Origin of the sequence: Flavobacterium johnsoniae (genome assembly GCF_001879205.1) — a bacterium.
In the GTDB taxonomy this organism is placed as follows: domain Bacteria; phylum Bacteroidota; class Bacteroidia; order Flavobacteriales; family Flavobacteriaceae; genus Flavobacterium; species Flavobacterium johnsoniae_A.
In genome coordinates this window covers 618,833-642,758 of record NZ_MLFK01000009.1, presented here as the reverse complement: position 1 = coordinate 642,758, position 23,926 = coordinate 618,833, and the positions used below count along the sequence as shown (strand labels likewise).

Sequence of the window (23,926 nt, the reverse complement as noted above, 5' to 3'; positions counted from 1 at the left end):
TCATTTATATGAAAACTTACTTTGTTTTATTTTTTTTATGTCTGGGATTAACTTCGACTGCGCAGAAACAGGAAGTGCAAAAAAGTATCGAAATGTTTTTTGAAGGTTTTCATCAAAGAGATTCAATAAAAATAAAATCAGTTTGTGCTGATAAGATGATTCTGCAATCTATAAGTGAAAGTTCTACTAAAGGGAATAAATTGTCTGACGAAACTGCAAAAGAATTTTACAAATCTATTGCTTCTATTCCGTCTAATATAAAATTTGAGGAAAAAATATTGAGTTATAATATTCAGATTGATGGCACAATGGCTCATGTTTGGGCTCCTTATGAGTTTTATCTTAATGATAAATTAAGTCACACCGGAGTAAATACATTTACACTATTTAAAGAAAAAAAATCCTGGAAAATAATTTACTTGATAGATACAAGACGGAAATAATTACTGTGGAAGTACAACAGTATTGTAGTATAAGCATATATCGGTCAGCAGGCATTCTTTGCACTTAGGTTTTGGCCTGCATATTTCTCTTCCTAAAAAAGAAATTGCCATTCCAATCTCAGACCAGATTTTTTTAGGCAGTACCTGCATCAATTCTTTTTCAACTTTGTTCCCGTCCTTATATTCTTTTATTATTCCAATTCTTGGCGCAACACGTATTACATGTAAGTCAGCAATTATTCCTTCTGCTGGTTGATTTGTTTCTCTTAAAATAACATTAGCAGATTTTCTTCCAACACCTTTTAATGCTGTCAATCCTTCCATTGTTAATGGAATGTCTTTATCATTTTGAATGGTCTTCGCAATTTCTAAAAGCCATTGTGCTTTAGTTGAATGATTACGTACTTTACTTATATAAGGAATAAATGTTTCTAAATCTGTTTTAGAAAGGCTTTTTAAAGTTGGATATTTTTCAAATAAAACTGGAGCAATATTATTGATATTGGCATCAGAATCTTGAGCTGAAAGAACAACCATTACCAATAGTTGATAAGTATTTTGATAATCAAGAGGATGCTTTTTTCCTTTATATTGCTGTAAAATGGGTTTTAATCTAGTTTCCCAGTTTAATGTTTCTCCAAATAAATCCATTTTGGTTTTCTTTATGTTTGATAATTAAGTTGTTAACTATTATAAAGTTAATTGTTTTTAATGAATTCTAATGTTTTTTTAATTACATTTTGATTTCCTAATATTTTCCTGTGTCCAAGACCTTCAGTCAAAAACAAAGTTCCATTTTCCAAATTTTGATGAATATGTATTCCTGCTTTAACCAAAACTTCGGGATCATCATGATCATGTACTACTAAAACTGGAATTTTAATTTTTTGTGCAGCACGATAAGCCGAAAAATCATCCATTTTTACTTTATATTTTTCTTCAAAAAAATCTCTTAGATGATTGCTGATTTCTTTTTTTAGACCTAATTTAAAAGTAAATTCATCTAAAATATCCTGTACAATATCACCGCTTCCAATAATAATGGCTTTATTTACTTTAAGTCCATCTTTGACTGAATTTAAAACAGACATTCCTCCTAATGAGTGTCCAATTGCAATTTCAAAAGGTCCAAATTGTTTTTCAATTTCAAGAATGGAAGCAATAAACTCAGACATTATTGTTGTTTTTCCTTCGGATTTTCCGTGTGCAGGTGCATCAAAACTAACCGTTGAAAAACCATTCAATAAAAGTTCATCGGCTATTTTGAAAAGCTGTGTTCCTCGGCCTGACCAGCCATGAACTAATAATATTTTGCGGTTACTTTTTCCATATTCATAGGTAACAACACTTTTGTCTATGGCGGGAATGTAGATAGTTTTTTGAGAGCTTTTGCGATCCATTTCAAACTCTCTTTTTGGAACTTTATGTTTTATGGGAGTGGTAAATATTCTTGCAGCAAATTTTGTAACCAGCTTCGTAGAGATAAAAGCACAAATTTTGGCAGATATTATAATAATCTGTGGAATTTTTAATGATTTAGTAGGATTAATTGCCTTTTTTGCCATTTTAATAAAACTTATTTTAAAGCAGAACTTTGCTTATTTTTTGCTAAATTTAAAAAACATAAAAGTAGCATATTAATGATTGCTCCTGAAAATAATCACAAATAAATTTCTGAATGGAAATATTTCATATTAGTGCAGAATGTTATCCAATGGCAAAAGTTGGCGGTTTAGCCGATGTGGTTGGAGCTTTACCCAAATACCAAAGTAATGCAGGACATCATGTTAGGGTTGTGGTTCCCGCGTATGATACAAAATTTAAAAGGGAAAATAATTTTGATTGTGTCCATTGGGGAACGGTTAAGTTAGGAAATTTCAATTTTCCGTTTAGTATCTTAAAAGAAAGCACAGACAAATTAGGCTATGAGTTGTACCTTATAGAAATAAATGAATTATTCAATCGTCAAAATGTGTACGGTTACGAAGATGATATTGAACGGTTTTTATCTTTTCAGATCGCCGCCCTAGATTGGATCGTTGCTCGAAATAAAGTACCAGATATAATTAACTGCCATGATCATCACACCGGGTTAATTCCGTTTCTGACTCAGTTTGCATATAAATATGAAAGCTTACAAGATTTAAGGACGATTATAACGATTCATAATGGTTTATATCAGGGCTGGTTTGGATTTGATAAACTGCATTATCTGCCAGAATTTGATTTAAAGCACGTTGGATTTCTAGAATGGAACAATTCAATAAATTCACTAGCTGTTGGTGTAAAATGCGCTCATGCCGTTACTACGGTTTCTCCGAGTTATTTAAATGAAATTAATCAGAGTGCGAATGGCTTAGAATCTCTGTTTAATTCTGTTCGAAATAAATCGAAAGGAATTTTAAACGGAATTGACATCGAAGTCTGGAATCCGTTAAAAGATCAGATGATTGCGGAAAACTACTCAATAGAGGGCTTTGAAACTGGGAAACAAAAAAATAAAGAAAGATTATGCGAGCAATTTGAACTTGATCCTTCTAAACCTTTGTTTAGTTTTATTGGACGTTTGTTTGAAGAAAAAGGAGGAGATTTGCTTCCTCAGGCTTCAGCTTTAGCATTATCTGAAAATTTTGAGAATATTAATATTTTAATTCTGGGTTCTGGAAATACAGAAATTGAATCGCAATTAACACAATTGCGCAATGATTATAAAGGAAATTACAATGTTTTTATAGGTTATAATGAAGAATTGGCACATTTGATTTACGCAGGTTCGGATTATATTTTAATGCCTTCCAGAGTGGAGCCCTGTGGTTTAAATCAAATGTATGCTATGCGCTACGGAACAATTCCGATTGTCAGGAGAACGGGAGGTTTAAGAGATACTGTTATTGATTTTGGAGATGAAGGAAACGGAATCTGCCATGATCAGGCTTCGGTTGGAGATATCTGTTATTCAATAAATCGTGCAGTTAAATTGTATGATGATAAAATAAATTTCAATAAAGTTTTAAAAAGAGGAATGGAAGCAGACCATTCCTGGGAAAGTGTTTGCCAAGAATATATCGAGATATACAACCTAATAATTGAGAAAAATGAAATTTAAAAAGAAAAACGTAGTTGCTATTATTTTAGGAGGAGGACAGGGATCACGTTTGTTTCCGTTAACAGAAACAAGATCAAAACCAGCTGTTCCGATTGGAGGAAAATATCGTTTGGTCGATATTCCAATTTCTAATTGTATCAATTCTGATATATTTAAAATATTTGTTTTGACACAGTTTAACTCCGCATCTTTAAACGCACATATCAAAAACACTTTTAATTTTAGTATTTTCAGTCAGTCATTTGTTGATATCTTGGCTGCAGAGCAAACACCCGATAATCCAACCTGGTTTCAGGGTACGGCTGATGCTGTGAGACAATGTATGTCGCATTTTTTAAAACACGATTTCGATCATGCTTTAATTCTTTCGGGGGATCAGTTATATCAAATGGATTTTAATGAAATGCTTGAAGCGCATATTGCTGCCGACGCTGAAATTTCGATTGCCACTTTACCTGTCAATGCCAAAGACGCACCGGAATTTGGAATTCTAAAAACCGACCATGAAAATAACATCCACGCATTTATAGAAAAACCTGACGCTTCATTATTGCCTGAATGGGAATCTGAAGTGAGCGAACAAATGCAGGAAAAAGGGAAAAAATATCTTGCTTCAATGGGAATTTATATTTTCAATAAATCGTTATTGGAAGAATTAATGGCCAATCAGGAAACAAAAGATTTTGGAAAAGAAATCATTCCGCAAGCCGTTGGAAAGCATAAAATATTAAGCTATCAATACGAAGGTTATTGGACAGATATTGGAAATATAGAATCATTTTTTGAGGCTAACATTGGTTTAACAGCTGATATTCCAGAGTTTAATTTGTTTGATAATGAAAATAAAATTTTTACAAGACCAAGATTACTGCCTCCATCAAAATTTAGAAACTCCATCATCAATCAATCTTTAATTTCAGAAGGCTGTATTATTAATGCCAAAGAAATAAAAAGCTCTGTAATTGGTATTCGTTCCAGAATTGGTGAAGGTACTGTTTTAGAGAACTGTTATGTAATGGGAAATGATTTCTATCAGGACCTTGATGAACTAAATTATGAGAGCGGTATAAATAAAATTCATGTTGGTATTGGCGAAAATTGTTTTATCCAAAATGCTTTGGTCGATAAAAATGTACGAATTGGAAACAATGTTCATATTTGCGGCGGTAAACATCTGGATAATTTTACCAACGAATTATACAGCATAAAAGATGGAATTGTTGTAATTAAAAAAGGAGTTACGTTATCTGACAATTTTAGAATTGAATAAAATCAAATAATAAAACTTCAAATTCCAATTTTCAATTATTGCCTTAAAAACCAAATATGACAAAAGTAATTACACATTCTCTATTTACAGATTTTGATATAGATTTATTCAAAGCTGGAAAACACTTCAAATTATATGAAAAATTAGGAGCGCATTTAATTGAAGTTAATGGAGTTAAAGGGGTTTACTTTGCCGTTTGGGCACCTACAGCACATTCTGTTTCAGTTGTAGGCGATTTTAATTACTGGAAACAAGGAGAACATCTCCTAAATGTTCGCTGGGATTCTTCGGGAATTTGGGAGGGATTTATTCCTGAGATTTCAAAAGGATCGCTTTATAAATATAAAATCCAATCGAATATTGACGGAATTGTAACCGAAAAAGCAGATCCGTTTGCTTTATACTGCGAGAAACCGCCTCACACAGCATCTGTAGTCTGGGATTTGGATTATAAGTGGAAAGATGAAAACTGGATGCAGCATCGCCAGCAATATAATGCTTTAGATAAACCTTATTCAGTTTACGAAGTTCATTTAGGATCTTGGAAAAGAGGGGAACATAATCGTTTTTTGAGTTATTTAGAACTGGCAGATGATTTGGTTCAATACGTTAAAGAAACCGGTTTTACACATGTAGAGTTTATGCCTATTATGGAATATCCCTATGATCCTTCTTGGGGGTATCAGCTCACAGGATACTTCGCGCCGACTTCGCGTTTTGGAAAACCCCAGGATTTTATGGTTTTGGTTGATAAACTGCATCAGGAAGGGATTGGTGTAATCCTCGACTGGGTTCCATCGCATTTTCCTGATGATGCACACGGTTTGGGTTATTTTGATGGTTCCCATTTATACGAGCATCCGGATCGCCGAAAAGGATATCATCCTGATTGGAAAAGTTTGGTTTTTAATTATGGAAGAAATGAAGTCCGTGCTTTTTTAATCAGCAACGCCGTTTTCTGGCTCCAGAATTATCATATTGACGGATTAAGAGTTGACGCTGTGGCCTCAATGTTATATCTCGACTATTCAAGAAATGAAGGGGAGTGGGAAGCTAATATTTTTGGAGGAAGAGAAAATCTGGACAGTATAAGCTTTCTTAAAGAATTTAATGAAGTAATCTATGCTAATTTTGATGGAGTACAGACTATTGCAGAAGAAAGTACTTCTTTTCCTATGGTATCAAGACCAACATTTACAGGTGGCTTAGGCTTCGGGATGAAATGGATGATGGGCTGGATGCACGATACTTTAAAATACTTTCAAAAAGAAACGGTTTATCGAAAATACCATCAGAATGATTTGACTTTTTCAATGACCTATGCTTTTACCGAAAATTTTATGCTTCCGTTTTCTCACGACGAAGTAGTATATGGAAAAAAATCTCTTATTTATAAAATGCCGGGCGACGAATGGCAGCGATTTGCTAATTTGAGATTATTATACGGTTATATGTTTACTCACCCGGGAACAAAATTATTGTTTATGGGAGCCGAATTTGGACAAACCAGCGAATGGAATTTCGAACAAAGTTTAGACTGGCATTTGCTGCAGTATGATTTTCATGCGGGAATAAAGAGATTGATAACAGATTTAAATCAGCTTTATAAAGCACATCCTGCATTGTATGAAAAGCAATTTACAGGAGACGGTTTTGAATGGATAAACTATTCAGATCATCAAAATGCGGTTTTATCTTTTATCCGTAAAGGAAATAATCAAGATGAAAATCTAATTGTGGTTTGCAATTTTACGCAGGTTATCAGAGAGAATTATAGAATTGGAATTCCGAAGCAGGGAAAATTAGAAGAAATTTTTAATAGTGATGCCGTTATTTATGGTGGTGGAGGCGTTGGAAATGGAAAATCATTAAAAGTTGAATCAATATCTTATGATAGTCGTGATTATTCTGTTGAATTAATTTTACCTCCTTTAAGTGTTACCGTTTATTCTTTCTCTTAAAAATAGACAATTACAGTAAAGTGCCATTTTGTTAAATTATCGAGTATAAATTATCGATTTGCAGTTTTTTGGCTGTGTAAATATAAAGTTATTCAGAAAAAACGTTTTCGTGAATAAACCTTTTATTCATAGGGCTTTACTAACTTTTTTCGTATGTTTGGAATAGACATTTGCGTTATATAATTAATTCATTAGCGATATGATTACAAACACATCATTAGAATACAAGGGCGATTTATATCCATCAAAAATTGTCTCTTATGAGCATGAAGGCGATTCGATTTTTTTTAATACTGATAACAAAGTAATCTTAAAAGTTACTATACTTCGAGACAGTTTAATTCGATTTCGCTTCACGACTAAAGGATACTTCAGTAACGATTTTTCGTATGCCATAGATAAAACACAGCTTCACGGTTATAATTTTCTTGAATTAACAGAAGAAGAAACCTATTTCCAGATAAGAACCAGTAAAGTTATATGTAAAATCCAAAAAGCAGATCTTCGTCTTGCCATTTACGATTTAAATGATTTTTTAATTCTGGAAGATGAACTTGGTTTTCATTGGGAGGAAAGCTATGAATATGGCGGCAATATCGTAAAAATGAGCAAGTTCTCTAAAGATGGAGAATGTTATTACGGTCTTGGAGATAAAGCCACACAAATGAATTTAAAAGGCAAAAGAGTAGAAAATTTTGCCACAGACCAATATGCTTATCAAAAAGAGCAAGATCCTCTTTATAAGGTAGTTCCTTTTTATATTGGTTTACACAACAAACAATCTTACGGTATTTTTTTCGATAATACTTTTAGAACTTTCTTTGATTTTTGTCAGGAAAGACGAAATGTCACCAGTTTTTGGGCTGAAGGCGGAGAAATGAATTATTACTTCATTTACGGTCCGCAAATGCAGGATGTCGTGACAACATATACTGATTTGACCGGGAAACCGGAATTACCGCCGCTTTGGGTTTTGGGATATCATCAATGTAAATGGAGTTATTATCCGGAGAGTAAAGTAAAAGAAATTACATCCAGGTTTAGAGAACTTAAAATTCCCTGTGACGCCATTTATCTCGATATTGATTATATGGAGGGATTTCGATGTTTTACATGGAATAAGAATTATTTTCCAGATCCAAAGAGAATGGTGGCTGAATTAGCCGAAGATGGTTTTAAAACAGTTGTAATCATTGATCCCGGAATTAAAATAGATAAAGATTACTGGGTTTATAAAGAAGCTTTAGAAAAAGATTATTTCTGCAAAAGAGCTGATGGACCTTATATGAAAGGTAAAGTGTGGCCGGGAGAATGTAATTTTCCAGATTATACAAATCCCGTAGTAAGAGAATGGTGGGCCGGATTATTTAAAGAATTGGTTGCAGATATTGGGGTTAAAGGAGTATGGAACGATATGAATGAACCAGCCGTTATGGAGGTTCCAAATAAAACTTTCCCAATGGATGTTCGACACGTTTACGACGGAAATCCCTGCAGTCACAGAAAAGCCCATAATATATACGGCACACAAATGGCAAGGGCAACTTACCATGGAGTAAAACGTTTTACGTATCCTAAACGTCCATTTGTTATTACAAGATCAGCATATTCCGGAGCACAGCGTTATACATCATCATGGACAGGGGATAACGTCGCAACTTGGGAACATTTATGGATTGCTAATATTCAGGTACAGAGAATGTCAATTTCCGGAATGGGATTTACAGGTTCTGATATTGGAGGATTTGCCGAGCAGCCAACAGGCGAATTGTATGCGCGCTGGATTCAGCTGGGCGTTTTTCATCCGTTTTGTAGAACGCATTCTTCCGGAGATCACGGAAACCAGGAGCCTTGGGCTTTTGATGAAGAAGTAATCAACATCACCAGGAAATTTGTCAGTCTTCGTTATCAATTATTGCCTTATTTGTATACCATGTTTTGGCAATATATTGAAGAAGGACTGCCTATGTTAAAACCTTTGGTTTATTATGATCAGGACGATACACAAACACATTACCGCAATGATGAATTCATCTTTGGAAATCAGATTTTAGTGTGCCCAATTCTTGAACCAAATGCAGTAGGCAGACGTATGTATATTCCTAGAGGTGAATGGTATAATTACTGGACAAATGATTTGTTTGTTGGCGGCCGAGAGATTTGGATTGATACTAAATTTGATGAAATTCCGGTTTTTGTAAAAGCAGGTGCTATTATTCCAAAATATCCCGTGCAGCAGTATGTAGGCGAATTAGAGTTTGATGAACTTACACTTGATGTTTATTTTAAAAACGGAAAAGAAAAATCTGTTGTATATGAAGATGCTCAAGATGGTTACGATTACAAAAAAGGACGTTACAGCTTTTTATCTTTTAGAACAATTGGAAAAGAAAAAGAACTTATAATTCAGCTTCATAAAGAAGGAAAATACGATACACCATACAGCAAATACAAGATTAATTTAATCGGACTGCCTTTTAAAGTAACTGAAATTGAAATCGACAATGAAAAAATTGAATTTGATAAAATTGGTTTCGAACTAAATAATTTTTTAATCGTCGATAAAGAGTTTAATGAACTTCACATTATTGGAGAATAAGCATAATTTTGATATTTTTTTGACGTATTGTGTAAAATATTATTTTTTAATAATTGTATTTTTGTTTTAAAATAGCTTAAAATATGAAAAAATATTTATTCTTAGGAATTTTTGCTGCGCTTGCAATAGCCTGTGCGACAAATCCAATTACTGGGAAGCAAAACTTAAATTTTGTTTCGAATAGTGAATTATTTCCATCTTCTTTCCAGCAGTACAGTCAGTTTATTTCTGAAAATAAAGTGATTACAGGAACAGCAGATGCAAAACGTGTAGAAACTGTAGGTTTTAAAATTAAAGCTGCTGCAGAGAAATATTTAACTTTTTTAGGACAGTCACAATATTTAAAAGATTATCGCTGGGAATATAAATTAGTTGATAATAAAGAGGTTAATGCATGGTGTATGCCAGGAGGAAAAATTGTAGTGTATTCGGGAATTTTACCTATTACACAAGATGAAGCTGGGTTAGCCACTGTAATGGGACATGAAGTTTCGCACGCATTAGCCAATCATGGTGCACAAAGAATGTCGGCGGCACAATTACAGCAAATTGGCGGTGCAGCTTTAGGAGCGGCGACTAGCGGAAAATCTGAGACAACACAACAAATATTTGCTCAGGCTTACGGAATTGGTTCTGAGGTAGGAGTAATGCTTCCATTTAGCAGAAGTAATGAAAGTGAAGCAGACAAAATAGGTTTAACCTTAATGGCTATTGCAGGATATAATCCAGATGATGCTATTGCTTTTTGGAGCAGAATGTCAGCAAAATCAGGGGGAGCCTCAACGCCGGAGTTTATGAGCACACACCCTTCTGATGCAACCAGAATTGCCAATATCAAGGCATTAATTCCAGAAGCAAAAGCGACAGCATTAAAGGTTGGTATTATTAAATAAGTAAATCTAAAATATAAAAAGAGCTATTCGCAATCCGAATAGCTTTTTTTTTTTTTTAAACCTTTATAATTTATTAATATATGAATTAATAAATTTCTATTCGATTATCATAAAAATTGAATAAATTCGTACCGCATTAACAAAATCATTTCAATGAAAAACCTACAAAAAGGAGATAAAAAACTATTAAACGCCTGGGCATTTTATGATTGGGCAAATTCAGTTTATACCCTTACCATAGCATCGGCAGTATTTCCAATTTTTTACGAAGCACTATTTTCTGACCGTGATCATTATATCGATGTTTTCGGACTTCATTTAAAAAATTCAGCTCTAATAAGTTTTATAACAGCTTTTGCTTTTTTAGTAGTTTCTTTCATTTCTCCGCTTTTATCCGGAATCGCAGATTATGTTGGGAATAAAAAATCTTTCATGAAATTTTTCTGCTATCTGGGTGCTTTGTCCTGCATGGGATTATACTGGTTTGATCTTGATAATATTTATGCTGGATTATTATTTTACTTTCTGGGTTTATTAGGATATTGGGGAAGTTTGGTCTTTTATAACTCTTATCTTCCGGATATTGCTTTTGAAGAACAGCAGGACAGAATTAGTGCAAAAGGATATTCGTTAGGATATATAGGAAGTGTTATTTTGCTGGTTATCAATCTGGCGATGATTATGAAACCAAAACTTTTCGGAATCTCAGGAACAGATGGTGAAGCGGCAATGAAAGCTATGCGTTATTCTTTTATAATGGTGGGAGTCTGGTGGATTATATTCAGCCAGTATACTTATTATTATTTGCCAAAAGGTAGTAAAGAAACGGGACAGAAATTAACAAGATCTGTGATATTTAATGGCTTTAAGGAATTAAAAAAAGTTTGGGCTTTATTGCAGAAAAACATTCCATTAAAACGTTATTTAGGCGGTTTTTTTGTTTCGAGCATGGCTGTACAAACCGTAATGCTGGTTGCTACTTATTTTGGAGCACAGGAAATTCAATGGTCATCAAAAGAAGAAAGTACTATTGGACTGATTATTTGCATTTTAATTATACAATTAGTAGCGGTTATTGGAGCTGTTTTAACGTCGAGAGCATCATCAAAATGGGGAAATATTCCAACATTAATCGTCATTAATATCATTTGGGCAATATTTTTGTGCTTGGCTTTTTTCATTATTTTGCCTATACATTTTTATGTCATGGCCACCGTTGCCGGGTTTGTGATGGGAGGTATTCAGGCTTTGTCAAGATCGACTTACTCAAAATTACTTCCTGAAACCGAAGATACAGCTTCGTTTTTCAGCTTTTATGACGTTGCCGAAAAAATCGGAATTGTAATAGGAATGTGCGTTTACGGAATTATCGATCAAATTACAGGCAGTCCTCGTGCTGCTATTGTAATTTTAGCAGTTTTCTTTGTAACGGCTATTTTCCTTTTAAGAAGAGTACATAAAAAAGACGTTCCAAATTAATGAAACGTCTTTCTTTATAGTATCACGAATTGCATTGTATTGTTTTGATTGATGATATTTTGTAATTCGTGATATTTTTTTTAGGCATTATACTTTTGTGATATTTCCTGATCCGGATACTTTTACATCGCGTTTTTCAGGATTTCCTGTGTATTTAATGTTGCCGGAACCTGCGATTCTTGCTGTTAAACTTTCATTACAGCTTACTTTACTGTTTCCTGATCCCGAAACATTTGCAGTAACGTTTTTAGATTTTAAATCAGCAGCATCAATACCACCTGAACCTGCTAGCTTAGCTGTAAAATTATCTGCAGTCCCTTTTAAGCGTGCATTTCCTGAACCGCTCAAATTAAGCTCAACGTCGTTTGAATCAAGAGATAAATTAAAGTTTCCGGAACCCGCTAATTTGCCAGTGAATTTATCAGATTTAATAACATTTTTAGTTTGAATATTTCCAGAACCTGCCAGGCTTACTTCAGAAATTTTTTCAAAAGGAACTGTGATTTGGATTCTATTACCGGCGCTCGTACTAATATTTATGTTTCTTTCTACATAGATTTTAAGGTTATTTTCTTCAACTTCAACTTTAATAACCGCCAGAAGGTTTTCCTCTCCTTTAATAGAAATTTTTCCTTCTTTTCCGGCCACTAAGTCTATATCAAAAGATCCTGCAATTTTGATACCGTCATATTCTCCTGTTGTACGGGTTTCGGTCACCACTTTACCATTTCCCTTTATTTTTTCAGATGTTTGCGCACTACTTGTAAAAATTACTAAAAAAGTAGTGCAGATTAAAAATAGAATTGATTTTTTCATTTTTTGGTTTTTTTAAGTTATTAATTCTTTAATATTGATACGTTGCCGTAATTAGTTGTGATATTTACTTTGTTCTGCCCTTTTTTCTTGTAGAAACCACTTATTCTTTTGGAGTTATTTTTGCTTTCAGTAACTGAAATATCCAAATTGTTGTCGTGTTTGATATTGGCATATCTGGTTGAGATATCAAAATCAAAAGCATAATTAGGGTTATATCCTATAGAAATATCAGTATATCCAGCATTTACGCTTATATTTCCTGCTTTTTCATTCATGGTTCCAATGCTTATTTTGCTGTAGTTAGTATCCAGATTAAAGTTGTTCAAAATCTCGGCAATTGAAACCGTTAAATAATTTCCAGATCCGGTTAATGAATTTATTTTATGAAATTTTAAGTTACCATAGTTACAGTCATACTTTATGTTTTGGCCGTCATTCAGCACAACATCAGTATAGCTTGCATCAAGATTTAAATTTCCTGAATCATTAATTTTTAGACCAGAATAACGCGCTTCTATATTTCCGTTTTTGATATAGTCAATTGTTGAGTTTTGACAATAGGCAATTTCAACTTTATTGCTCGAACCGTTTAATTTGGCAAGATTTACTTTTCCGTAGCGGCAGCTTATATCTGTCGTAGATTCCAGATTAAGCGTTGAGATATTTCCATACTTGTTGACTAGTTTTACAGAACCATTTTTAGGGATTTTAATGATGTAATTAATTTCGAAGCTGTTATTGCTTCCTCTGCTTTTAAGTGAAGAATTACCAAGTGAAGTTACAGCGGTTACCATGCTTTTTAAAGCTGTAATTTCTACATCAATGCTGTTTAGCCTTTCGTTTACCCAGTTTTCGTTGGCACCATTTACTTTAATTGTAATGTCAAGATCAATTTTATCCTCGTCCCAGGTAGATACAGTGATGTTTCCGTATTTATTATCAATATCAATTCCGGCGTTAGAGTTTACGATATATGTTTTTTTGATTGTTTTTTGTTTTGTTATATAAGTATCATCATTTGAAAATCCCAATAAAGGAATCAAAAGAAATAAGATTAATAAATTATAATGTTTTTTCATGAGTCGTGTTTTTTAAGTTTTCGTTTTCTTCAATTCGCTGTAAAACCGTTTGCAAAAAAGAAATTCTGGTTTGCAGATTGCTTATCATAGCGTAAATAATTTGCTTGTTTTCACCGTTTTTTTGAACCTCTTTAATGATTTTTTCATAATCGGCATCAAAGACTTTCATTTGCTTCAATGCATCATTTATAATTTGTTCGTTTTCGGGAGAACTTTTTTCTTTTAATTTAACTAGCTCATTCTCAATCAAAATATTAAATATAGAATCTGTGCGTTTGGTTTCCTGCGAAGCAAATTTGAATTCCTTAGGTTTCTCGGTATTATTGTAAAATAGAGATATTCCTAACAGCACCGCTATAGAAGCAGCAATGGCCCAGCCGGCATAATTCTTTTTTCTTGGAGATTTTTTATTTAGTTTGTTTAAGAAATCAACCTGGTGATCCGGATCCATTTCATGAATATCCCATTGATTTTCAAACTTGTTAAATAATTGATCTAATTCGTCATTTTCCTTTTTCATATATCCTCTAATTTTTTTCGTAAACTTTCTTTAGCTCTGCTCAGCGTTGTTCTGCAATTGGCATAGCTTATATTTAATACTTCACAGATTTCTTCCTGATCGTAACCTTCAATATAAAAGAGCGTTAAAACCATTCGATAGTTATCTTTTAGGCCTGAAATAGTATCTAAGACTTGTTTCACTTTAAGTGAATTCAAATCAATACTTTCAGATAAGATTGAATCATTTTCTTCAACTTTAAAAAGGGTTTTGTTCAGGTCTTCCATCTGAAAAGCATTGTTTTTTTTATAAAAATCAATACTGTAATTAATAACGATTCTTTTAAGCCATGCACCAAACGCGACTTCTTGTCTGTAATCGTTAATTTTTGTAAACGCTTTCAAAAAACTTTCCTGCATGACGTCTTGTGCAAAATGTTCGTCTTTTACAATCCTGTAGGCTACGTTGTACATAGCTTTAGAATAGCGATTGTAAATTTCGAATTGAGCCTTTTGATTGTTGTTTTTACAAAGTGCGATTAATTCTTCGATATTTTGATTAGTTATACTCAAGTAATGGTTGCTAGTTTTATATAATGACTTTGGTTTTTTTAAGATGTTACAGTTTTGATAAAATATTTTTTTATTTTTTTGTGTTTACGTAAAGCCGTAAGGTAAAATAAACGGATCTATTTATTTTTGTTAGAAATTTACTTACAATAAACCAATTAACAAATTTAAACCATGAAAAAACTAAAAAGCCTTGCGCTAATGACATTATTTGTGTCAACATCATTAATTACATCATGTTCAAGTGATTCTGGAAGCGATGATCAAACATCAGATGCGCAAGGAGATTATTGGCCTACAGCAGTTGGAAATCAATGGGTTTTAAACCGGGGCGGTACTGAAACTACCATGAAAATTACAAGTTCAGAAAATATAAAAGGAGAAACTTATTTTAAGTTTGATAAGTTTCTTATATCATCTTCCAGTCCGGTTGCAGGTTCAGCTTCGGCATATATTAAAAAAATAAAAGGAGATTATTTTATTAAACTGGATGATATTAACGTTACAGCTAATGGTTTTAGCGGAAAAATCAGTGGTTATGAGTTTCTTTTCTTTAAGGATTATCTAGATGCAAATAAAACCTGGACAGGAAGTTACGAGCAAGAAACTACGTACACAGGTTTAGGAACTATTGAAACAAGTACAAAATATACAGGAATTATTGTAGAGAAAGGCTTAACTCTTACCGTAAAAGGTGTAAGTTATAAAGATGTTATCCGATTTAAACTAAAACTGGAAACTTGGCTTGAAGGAGAATCTGCCGGTTCCTATGAAGCGGAGTACTGGATTGCTAAAGGAGTTGGTATTATTAAGTTTGGATTTGAGAATACATCTTCTGAATTGGTTTCTTATAAACTGAACTAATTTTAATGATTTAAGATTTAAAAGCCGAAATTAGTTTCGGCTTTTTTTATGCGGTGCAATTTTTCAAAAGAAATTAAAAATCTAAATTTCAAACCTGACTATTTTGCATTTGGCATAATGATTGTCTATTTTTATGGCCTGTCTTGTAAACTAAACACTTATTAGAAACAATAGCTTTTAAGGAACGATTTACAGATAGTATAAAACTTTTAATGACAAAACGACTTATATATTATTATGTCAAATCATAAAATACTCACTATTGACAATCTGTCACTTCAAGAATTTGATTCAGAAGCAGAATTAATTCCATTATTAACTCCAGAAGACGAAGAGGAAATGAACAATGAGGAACTTCCGGTTTCTCTGCCAATTTTACCTTTACGAAATACCGTTTTGTTCCCGGGAGTTGTAATTCCGATTTCTGCAGGAAGAGATAAATCAATTAAACTAATTAATGATGCCAATGCCGGCGGAAAAATTATTGGTGTAGTTTCTCAAATTAATGAAGAAGATGAAGATCCGTCAAAAGATGACATTCATAAAATAGGTACTGTAGCACGTATTTTACGTGTTTTAAAGATGCCTGACGGAAATGTTACCGTTATTCTGCAAGGAAAAAAACGCTTCGAAATTGATGAAGTAGTTTTAGAAGAACCTTATATGACAGCCACTATAAAAGAGGTTTCAGAAGAACGTCCTGACGAAAATGATACCGAATTTACAGCGATCCTGGATTCTGTTAAAGAGCTGGCAATTCAAATAATTAAAGAAAGTCCAAATATTCCATCTGAGGCAACTTTTGCTATTAAAAACATTGAAAGCCAATCGTTTTTAATCAATTTCGTTTCTTCAAATATGAATTTATCTGTAAAAGAAAAACAAGGACTTTTATCGATAAATGGGTTAAAAGAACGCGCTTTAGAAACGCTTCGCTACATGAATGTAGAGCTTCAGAAATTAGAATTGAAAAATGACATTCAGTCAAAAGTTCGTTTTGATCTTGATCAGCAGCAGCGTGAATATTTTCTTCATCAGCAAATGAAAACCATTCAGGAAGAACTGGGAGGTGTTTCGCAGGAAGAAGAAATGGACGAAATGGGGCAGAAGGCGAAAACCAAAAAATGGGACGAAAAAACGCAGAAACATTTTGAAAAAGAATTATCTAAAATGCGCCGTATGAATCCGCAGTCGCCGGATTTTGGAATTCAGCGCAATTATTTAGAGTTATTTTTAGAATTGCCCTGGGGTGAATATTCTAAAGATAAATTCGATTTAAAATTTGCTCAAAAAGTATTAGATAAAGATCATTTTGGTCTGGATGAAGTAAAGAAAAGAATGATTGAACATTTGGCAGTTTTAAAATTGCGAAATGACATGAAATCACCAATTATATGTTTGACAGGGCCTCCGGGAGTGGGTAAAACATCTATTGGCCGTTCTGTTGCAGAAGCTTTAGGACGCGAATATGTTCGTATTTCATTAGGTGGTTTACGTGACGAAGCAGAAATTCGCGGCCATAGAAAAACATACATAGGCGCTATGCCGGGCCGAATCATTCAAAGTTTAAAGAAAGCAGGAACATCTAATCCGGTCTTTATTTTAGACGAGATTGATAAATTATCAAATGGAAACAGCGGCGATCCGTCATCTGCCTTGCTAGAGGTTTTAGATCCGGAGCAGAACAATGCTTTTTATGATAATTTCCTTGAAATGGGATACGATTTATCTAAAGTAATGTTTATTGCGACTTCAAATAATATGGCAGCCATTCAGCCTGCTTTGCGTGACAGAATGGAAGTGATTAAAATGTCAGGCTATACTATTGAAGAAAAAGTAGAAATCGCTAAAAGACACTTATTTCCAAAACAATTAGAAGCACACGGATTAACAGCTAAAGATTTAACCATTGGAAAAAAACAATTAGAAAAAATTGTTGAAGGATATACAAGAGAATCTGGTGTTCGTAATTTAGAAACTAAAATTGCTCAGGTTATTCGTAATGCTGCAAAAGCTGTTGCGATGGAAGAGGAGTACAATAAAAAAGTTACTGATGAAGATATCATAAAGGTATTAGGTGTTCCGAGACTAGAACGTGATAAATACGAAAATAATGACGTTGCAGGAGTTGTAACAGGCTTGGCCTGGACAAGTGTTGGCGGTGATATTTTGTTTATAGAATCCTTAATTTCTGAAGGAAAAGGTGCATTAACCATTACCGGAAATCTTGGAAATGTAATGAAAGAATCAGCAACGATTGCTCTTGAATATATTAAAGCCAATGCCAAAAAGTTAGGTTTAGGAATTGAATTATTTCAAAAATATAATATTCACCTGCACGTTCCGGAAGGAGCAACGCCAAAAGACGGGCCAAGCGCCGGTATTGCGATGCTTACTTCTCTCGTTTCTCTATTAACACAGAAGAAAGTAAAGAAAAGTCTTGCTATGACGGGAGAAATTACTTTACGTGGAAAAGTTTTGCCAGTTGGCGGTATTAAAGAAAAAATCCTGGCAGCTAAAAGAGCTGGTATTAAAGAAATCATTTTATGTCATGAAAACAAAAGTGATATCGACGAAATTAAAGCTGAATACCTTGAAGGACTTACTTTTCATTATGTAAAAGAAATGAGCGAGGTTTTAGCTTTGGCTTTGACAGATCAAAATGTAAAAAATGCTAAAACATTGAAATAATTTTCAAATTTTAGATTACAATAACTAAATCCAAATTCCAATCTGTTTTAAGACTGGGATTTGGATTTTTTTTATGCCAAAACTCGCTATTACTGAGTTTGAAATTTGGCATAATACTTGATTTGCAGTTAATTATAAAAATTATTTTTTAAGTTATATAATTTTATCTTTGTATTTGCGTTATTCCCATATAGGATTCGCCCCAAAAGCATGTTGAAACGATTCGTTTTACTTTTAATGATACTAATTTGTTCGGTTTCCTTCGGACAGGTTGGCGGGCGTTACACCTATCAATTTCTAAATTTAACAACATCTCCGCGTCAGGCAGCATTGGGCGGAAAAACGATTACGATTTATGATGAAGACGTTAACCAGGCCATGTCTAATCCAGCAGCTTTAAACGAAGATATGGATAATCATTTAGCCTTGAATTATGGAAATTATTACGGAGAAGCCTCTTACGGAACTGCTTCGTATGCTTATACTTATGACCGCCATGTACAGACTTTTTATGCCGGAGTTAATTATGTAAACTACGGATCATTTGAAGGTTACGATGAAAACGGTCAAAAAACATCAGATTTTACAGGAAGCGAAGGCGCATTATCACTGGGATATGCATATAATATTCCTTTTACAGATCTTCATATTGGAGCTAATGCTAAGTTAATAACTTCAACTTTAGAAAGTTATAATTCTATTGGCGGTGCAATTGATGTGGGAATTATGTATGAAATTAAAAAAAATAATGTAAATTTGGCTCTGGTATTTCGAAATATTGGTACGCAGTTTACTACGTATTCAGGAATAAAAGAAAATTTACCCTTTGAAATCATTGCTGGAGTTTCGCAAGAATTAGAGCATGTTCCCATCCGCTGGCATCTTACTTTAGATAATTTACAGCAATGGAATGTTTCTTTTTCGAACCCCGTTCGCGGAGAGACCAATATTGATGGATCAACAAGTAATGAAAAAGTTTCGTTTGTAAATAACGCTTTGAGACATGTTTTGTTTGGCGTGGAGCTTTTCCCGCAAAGAGCATTTAATCTGCGTTTAGGATATAATTTTAGAAGAGGGGAAGAATTACGCGTTGAAGAACAACGCAATTTTTCAGGAGTTTCGTTAGGTTTTGGATTAAAGATGAATAAGTTAAAGTTTAACTATTCTTATTCTAGATATACATTGGCAGCAAATACAAGTCTTTTTGGTCTAATTTTAAATTTTCAGTAATTTATATGAAATTATTCAGTTTATTTTTGTTCATGACTGTAGGGTTTTTTACGGGTTCAAATCACTACTTCAAAGAAGAATCTTCTATTACCAGCGTAGAGATCGAAAGGATCAATAACAGGGTAGGCGAAATACGAAACATGATCAATATCGATCATAAATACAATCAAAAGATTGCATTTTTGGTTGATAATGAAAGTACCTTCAGGAAAAAATCGTTTTTTTGTATATGACTTAGAAAAAAATGAAATTATCGATCAAGGTCTTGTGGCACACGGATCCGGTTCAGAAACCGGTATTAAAGGAATGCTTAGATTCAGTAATACGCCTAACTCTAATTGCACTGCACTTGGCAGATATTCAATTGGTAAAACCTACAAAGGTATCTTCGGAAAAGCTTACAGGTTAGCCGGATTAGACGAAACAAATAATAATGCATTAAAAAGAGCTATAGTATTGCATTATTATTCTGCTGTCCCATCTGAAGAACAAGAATATTACATTAGCAACAGCCATGGATGTCCTATGGTTAGCGAACAATTTTTTAAAAGAATAGAGAAAATAATTGATAGTTCTAAGTCGAACATCATCTTAGATATTTATTATTAATATTTCATTCGGAAAAATTCGGAAATATTAAAATTACAAAACCTTTTATCGTCAGAAACAATTTTGTTTTTTGATTATAAGAGGTTTTTTTATGCTAAATTCTCTATGAAAAAACTCGTCTTTTTTTTGTTTTTTATTCTACTGGCTTTTATTGCTTATAAAGCTATCTGGAAAGTTGAAAGCGTTAATTCTGAAACTATTTCCCGAATTAATTCGCAGGTTAATCAGGTGAAAAAACTAATAAAAAACGATTCGAGATTTAATAAGGAAATTGCTTTTTTGATCGATATGAAAATCCCTTCCGGAAAAAATCGGTTTTTTATTTATGATTTAAAAAATAATAAAATTATTGATAAAGGGATAGTGGCACATGGTTCCGGTTCTGAAACGGGTATTAAAGGAAAACTTAAATTCAGCAATGTACCGAATTCGTTAAGTACCTCTTTAGGTAATTATTACGTTGGGAATTCGTATTATGGAAAATTTGGAAAAGCCTATAAATTGTACGGTTTAGATAAAACAAATAGTAATGCTTTTAAACGGGATATTGTTTTTCATTATTATTATGATGTTCCATATGAGGAGAAAGATGGTTACATTTGCAACAGCTTTGGCTGTCCAATGGTCAGTAAAAAGTATTTTGAAAAAACAGCCAAAATGATAGATGATTCTAAATCAAATATTTTGATGCGCATTTATTATTGAGAAGCTTAAAAGAATAAAATTAAAACATAAAAAATTGAAAAAAATTACCATTGCCATCGACGGGTTTTCATCAACAGGAAAAAGCACTCTGGCAAAACAATTAGCAAAGGAACTTGAATATGTATATGTAGATACCGGTGCAATGTATCGTGCCGTAGCTTATTTTGCAATGCAGAATCAGTTAATAGGAGCTGATTTTTTTGATAAAAAAGCTTTAATTGAAGCGCTGCCTAAAATTCAGTTGGAATTTAGATTTAATGCCGAATTAGGTTTTGCTGAAATGTATTTAAATGGTGAAAATGTTGAGAAACAAATTAGGACGATTGAAGTTTCCAGTTTTGTAAGCAAAGTGGCCGAAGTTTCTGAGGTACGTGCCAAATTAGTTGAACAACAGCAGGAAATGGGAACCAATAAAGCAATCGTTATGGATGGCCGTGATATTGGAACGGTAGTGTTTCCTAATGCTGAACTTAAAATATTTATGACTGCAAGTGCCGAAACACGTGCGCAAAGACGTTTTGATGAATTACAGCAAAAAGGTGACAATGTATCTTATGAGGATGTTTTAAAAAATGTAATGGAAAGAGATTATATAGATACTCATCGAGAGGATTCTCCTTTGGTTATAGCAGATGACGCTATCGAGATTGATAATTCTTACTTAAATAGAGAAGAACAATTTGCCGCTGTTTTAGAATTGGTAAATGATGTTGTTAAATTAGATTAATTTTTTGTAGATATTATTTTTAATGGTAGTTTTACCGCTTCATTTTTACTAAAAAGACAATTTCATTATATGGGAATTAAAAACAGGTTAATCGTGATGAGCTTTCTTCAGTTTTTTGTTTGGGGAGCTTGGCTTATTACAATTGGAAATTATTGGTTTGGAACCAAAAATTGGGAAGGAACGCAATTTGGTTTAGTATTTGGAACCATGGGAATAGCTTCTTTATTTATGCCTACGTTAACCGGAATTATTGCCGACAGATGGGTAAACGCTGAAAAACTTTACGGAATTCTGCATATTGTTTATGCGGCAGTTTTATTTGGAATTGCTCAGGTTACCACCCCGGATAATTTTATTTATGTGATGCTGATAGCAATGTGCTGTTACATGCCAACAATCGCTTTAAGTAATTCTATTTCCTATACTTCGCTTAAGCTGAATAATAAAAATATTGTAAAAGATTTTCCACCCATTCGTGTTTGGGGAACTATCGGTTTTATTGTTGCCATGTGGATTACCAATCTAACGGGAAGTAAAGCGACAGAATACCAGTTTTATATTGCCGGAGTTGGTGCTTTGATTCTGGGTTTTTATGCTTTTACGCTTCCAAAATGTGAACCGCAGCGTCTCATTAAAGAAAATGCTTCTTGGGTAGAGACACTAGGTCTTGAGGCTTTTAAATTATTTGGAAATTACAAAATGGCTTTGTTTTTTGTGTTTTCTATGTTTTTAGGAGGAGCACTTCAATTAACAAATGCTTATGGTGATGTTTTCTTAGACGAGTTTAAACATTTTCCTAAATATGCTGATTCTTTTGTAATTCAGTATTCTACAATTATCATGTCTATTTCTCAGGTTTCTGAGACGTTATTTATATTAGCAATTCCATTTTTCTTAAGACGTTTTGGAATAAAACAGGTTATGCTTATTAGTATGCTTGCCTGGGTGCTGCGTTTTGGTTTATTTGCTTTTGGAGATCCTGTAAATGGTTTATGGATGATTATTTTATCTTGTATCGTTTACGGAATGGCGTTTGATTTCTTCAACATCTCCGGATCTCTTTTTGTAGAAAGCAACACTGATTCTAAAATTCGCTCTTCTGCTCAGGGTTTATTTATGATGATGACAAATGGAGTAGGGGCAGTTTTGGGAAGTTTGACTTCTGGCTGGGCAATAGATCGTTTTTTTACTAAGTCATTCAATAGTACAACAGAATTGGCTGGTTTTTTACAAACTGATGCATCCAATGCAAAAATGGCTGAATTTGTAAAAAGTCAAGGAAATTCAATCTCTGCTGATGGTATTTTTGGTAATCCGGTTTTAATGAAAGACTGGCATACTATATGGCTTTCATTTGCTATTTATGCATTGGTAATTGCAATTGCCTTTGCGGTTCTGTTTAAACATAAACATGATCCAAAGGATTTAGAAGGTTTGAGTCATTAAGATTACAATTTCTTTATATACAACAAACCCGACAAGTTTTTAAAACCTGTCGGGTTTGTTGTTTTAAACTGTTGAAAATTTGTTTTTAAATTTTAAGAATAGTGATAAAAGCAAAATATAGATAAGAAAGAAAATTTTCAGGTTATTATTATTTTTTACTTCTTCCGAAATGTCTATCTTTTTTTGATCCTCATAGGCGAACTTTGCAGTATTATTTTCTAGATACCAAATGTTTAAAGAGTCTTGATGATCAGACATATATTCGTTTATTTCTTTTTGATATGATGTCTTGTTCAAAATAATTCCTTTTGATTCAGAAGGTGATAAAAGATGTCCTTTTTTAAAGTAAAACGTAGTTGAAGTTGAAGATGCTGAACTTTTTCCACTTCTGGTAGAAGATGTATTTGTAGAATCAATTTTTACTTTCATTTTTTTAAATTGATTTTCGTTTGTAATAATTTTATAATTGTCCGCAAACTCCAATATGAAAATCAATACCATAAAACTTGAAAAACCTATTAATGCAATAAGTAAAACTGATGCGATACTTGTTTTTGTGTTTTCTTGTTTCATTATTTGTTAAGATTTTCGGTCTGTAAATATAAAATGTTACTTTGAAATATATGGATTGACTGCTTATGAAAAGTAAAATTTTCTAATCTAGCCCCGATAGAGCGGTTATCCTTTTATGTCTCGTTTCTTTAACGAGACATAAAAGATAGGAGCGAAAGCGGGACTGAACGTCTTGAAAAAACCGAAAACTTCCTGCTGCTTAATAATAGATTGATTATCATTTGCTTTTATTTTGCTGTTACAAAAAAATGTATTAATTTTGCAGTCCTTTTGGCAGAGAAGAGTTTCCATTAGGAATCAACTATTTATGTAAAACAACTTCTGTATTTTCTATCGCATGAAGAAACTCGAGAAAAGCAGAATACAA

The 23,926-nt window shown here is 33.1% G+C and carries 21 protein-coding genes; 14 read left to right on the top strand and 7 right to left on the bottom strand.

The annotated features are described in order from the left end of the window. Positions 1-8: 8 nt before the first annotated feature. Positions 9-443 carry a nuclear transport factor 2 family protein gene (locus tag BKM63_RS18800; protein WP_071638087.1) on the top strand — a complete coding sequence of 145 codons (435 nt, stop codon included), beginning with the start codon at positions 9-11 and terminating at the stop codon, positions 441-443. On the opposite strand, the gene BKM63_RS18795 is transcribed toward BKM63_RS18800, so the two are convergent. Both BKM63_RS18795 and BKM63_RS18790 read right to left on the bottom strand, forming a co-directional pair. Next, positions 444-1,094, bottom strand: a complete 651-nt coding sequence (locus BKM63_RS18795; protein WP_071638086.1) for an endonuclease III domain-containing protein — start codon at positions 1,092-1,094, stop codon at positions 444-446. Between the two features lie 47 nt (positions 1,095-1,141). Then, positions 1,142-2,008, bottom strand: coding sequence for an alpha/beta hydrolase (locus BKM63_RS18790; RefSeq protein ID WP_071638085.1), 867 nt, complete (start codon positions 2,006-2,008; stop codon positions 1,142-1,144). Positions 2,009-2,121: 113 nt separating this feature from the next. On the opposite strand from BKM63_RS18790, the gene BKM63_RS18785 reads away from it, so the two are divergent. From BKM63_RS18785 to BKM63_RS18760, 6 genes are all read left to right on the top strand, one after another. Further along, positions 2,122-3,549 carry a glycogen synthase gene (locus BKM63_RS18785; protein ID WP_071638084.1) on the top strand — a complete coding sequence of 476 codons (1,428 nt, stop codon included), beginning with the start codon at positions 2,122-2,124 and terminating at the stop codon, positions 3,547-3,549. Then, positions 3,539-4,819, top strand: a complete 1,281-nt coding sequence (locus BKM63_RS18780) for a glucose-1-phosphate adenylyltransferase (protein ID WP_071638174.1) — start codon at positions 3,539-3,541, stop codon at positions 4,817-4,819. The genes BKM63_RS18785 and BKM63_RS18780 overlap by 11 nt, the downstream gene beginning before the upstream one ends. A gap of 56 nt (positions 4,820-4,875) precedes the next feature. Next, entirely contained in the window at positions 4,876-6,780 is a 1,905-nt protein-coding gene (glgB, locus tag BKM63_RS18775; RefSeq protein WP_071638083.1) for a 1,4-alpha-glucan branching protein GlgB, read from the top strand. A gap of 199 nt (positions 6,781-6,979) precedes the next feature. Then, positions 6,980-9,379: a glycoside hydrolase family 31 protein gene (locus tag BKM63_RS18770; protein WP_071638082.1), complete on the top strand. Its 2,400-nt coding sequence runs from the start codon at positions 6,980-6,982 to the stop codon at positions 9,377-9,379. Positions 9,380-9,462: 83 nt separating this feature from the next. After that, positions 9,463-10,272: a M48 family metallopeptidase gene (locus BKM63_RS18765; protein ID WP_071638081.1), complete on the top strand. Its 810-nt coding sequence runs from the start codon at positions 9,463-9,465 to the stop codon at positions 10,270-10,272. A 153-nt stretch (positions 10,273-10,425) separates the two neighbouring features. Beyond that, positions 10,426-11,751: an MFS transporter gene (locus BKM63_RS18760; RefSeq protein WP_071638080.1), complete on the top strand. Its 1,326-nt coding sequence runs from the start codon at positions 10,426-10,428 to the stop codon at positions 11,749-11,751. A gap of 87 nt (positions 11,752-11,838) precedes the next feature. Here the strand turns inward: BKM63_RS18760 and BKM63_RS18755 are convergent, their stop codons facing one another. From BKM63_RS18755 to BKM63_RS18740, 4 genes are read right to left on the bottom strand one after another with little or no spacing between them, the layout of a single operon-like run. Continuing rightward, positions 11,839-12,567, bottom strand: a complete 729-nt coding sequence (locus BKM63_RS18755) for a head GIN domain-containing protein (RefSeq protein WP_071638079.1) — start codon at positions 12,565-12,567, stop codon at positions 11,839-11,841. A 20-nt stretch (positions 12,568-12,587) separates the two neighbouring features. After that, positions 12,588-13,646: a hypothetical protein gene (locus BKM63_RS18750; RefSeq protein WP_071638078.1), complete on the bottom strand. Its 1,059-nt coding sequence runs from the start codon at positions 13,644-13,646 to the stop codon at positions 12,588-12,590. Beyond that, positions 13,630-14,166 carry an anti-sigma factor gene (locus BKM63_RS18745; protein WP_071638077.1) on the bottom strand — a complete coding sequence of 179 codons (537 nt, stop codon included), beginning with the start codon at positions 14,164-14,166 and terminating at the stop codon, positions 13,630-13,632. The genes BKM63_RS18750 and BKM63_RS18745 overlap by 17 nt, the downstream gene beginning before the upstream one ends. Continuing rightward, a complete protein-coding gene (locus BKM63_RS18740) occupies positions 14,163-14,717 on the bottom strand; it encodes an RNA polymerase sigma factor (RefSeq protein ID WP_071638076.1) in 555 nt (184 codons plus the stop codon). The genes BKM63_RS18745 and BKM63_RS18740 overlap by 4 nt, the downstream gene beginning before the upstream one ends. A 171-nt stretch (positions 14,718-14,888) precedes the next feature. Between BKM63_RS18740 and BKM63_RS18735 the strand changes: the two genes are divergently transcribed. The 7 genes from BKM63_RS18735 to BKM63_RS18705 all read left to right on the top strand — a co-directional run bounded on the left by BKM63_RS18735 (position 14,889) and on the right by BKM63_RS18705 (position 22,986). Beyond that, positions 14,889-15,578, top strand: a complete 690-nt coding sequence (locus BKM63_RS18735; protein ID WP_071638075.1) for a hypothetical protein — start codon at positions 14,889-14,891, stop codon at positions 15,576-15,578. 237 nt (positions 15,579-15,815) lie between these two features. Beyond that, positions 15,816-18,269 carry an endopeptidase La gene (gene lon / locus BKM63_RS18730; protein ID WP_071638074.1) on the top strand — a complete coding sequence of 818 codons (2,454 nt, stop codon included), beginning with the start codon at positions 15,816-15,818 and terminating at the stop codon, positions 18,267-18,269. Between the two features lie 210 nt (positions 18,270-18,479). Then, positions 18,480-19,499 (top strand): type IX secretion system protein PorQ, encoded by a 1,020-nt coding sequence (gene porQ, locus BKM63_RS18725; RefSeq protein WP_071638073.1) that lies wholly within the window; start codon positions 18,480-18,482, stop codon positions 19,497-19,499. 192 nt (positions 19,500-19,691) lie between these two features. Next, positions 19,692-20,108, top strand: a complete 417-nt coding sequence (locus tag BKM63_RS18720) for a murein L,D-transpeptidase catalytic domain-containing protein (protein ID WP_242661182.1) — start codon at positions 19,692-19,694, stop codon at positions 20,106-20,108. Between the two features lie 126 nt (positions 20,109-20,234). Next, a complete protein-coding gene (locus tag BKM63_RS18715; RefSeq protein ID WP_242661181.1) occupies positions 20,235-20,813 on the top strand; it encodes a murein L,D-transpeptidase catalytic domain-containing protein in 579 nt (192 codons plus the stop codon). Positions 20,814-20,847: 34 nt separating this feature from the next. Beyond that, complete coding sequence (gene cmk / locus BKM63_RS18710; RefSeq protein WP_071638071.1) at positions 20,848-21,540, top strand: (d)CMP kinase; 693 nt, start codon at positions 20,848-20,850, stop codon at positions 21,538-21,540. Positions 21,541-21,609: 69 nt separating this feature from the next. Further along, complete coding sequence (locus tag BKM63_RS18705) at positions 21,610-22,986, top strand: nucleoside permease (protein ID WP_071638070.1); 1,377 nt, start codon at positions 21,610-21,612, stop codon at positions 22,984-22,986. A 63-nt stretch (positions 22,987-23,049) separates the two neighbouring features. Here the strand turns inward: BKM63_RS18705 and BKM63_RS18700 are convergent, their stop codons facing one another. Next, positions 23,050-23,559: a hypothetical protein gene (locus BKM63_RS18700; RefSeq protein WP_071638069.1), complete on the bottom strand. Its 510-nt coding sequence runs from the start codon at positions 23,557-23,559 to the stop codon at positions 23,050-23,052. Positions 23,560-23,926: the final 367 nt, after the last annotated feature.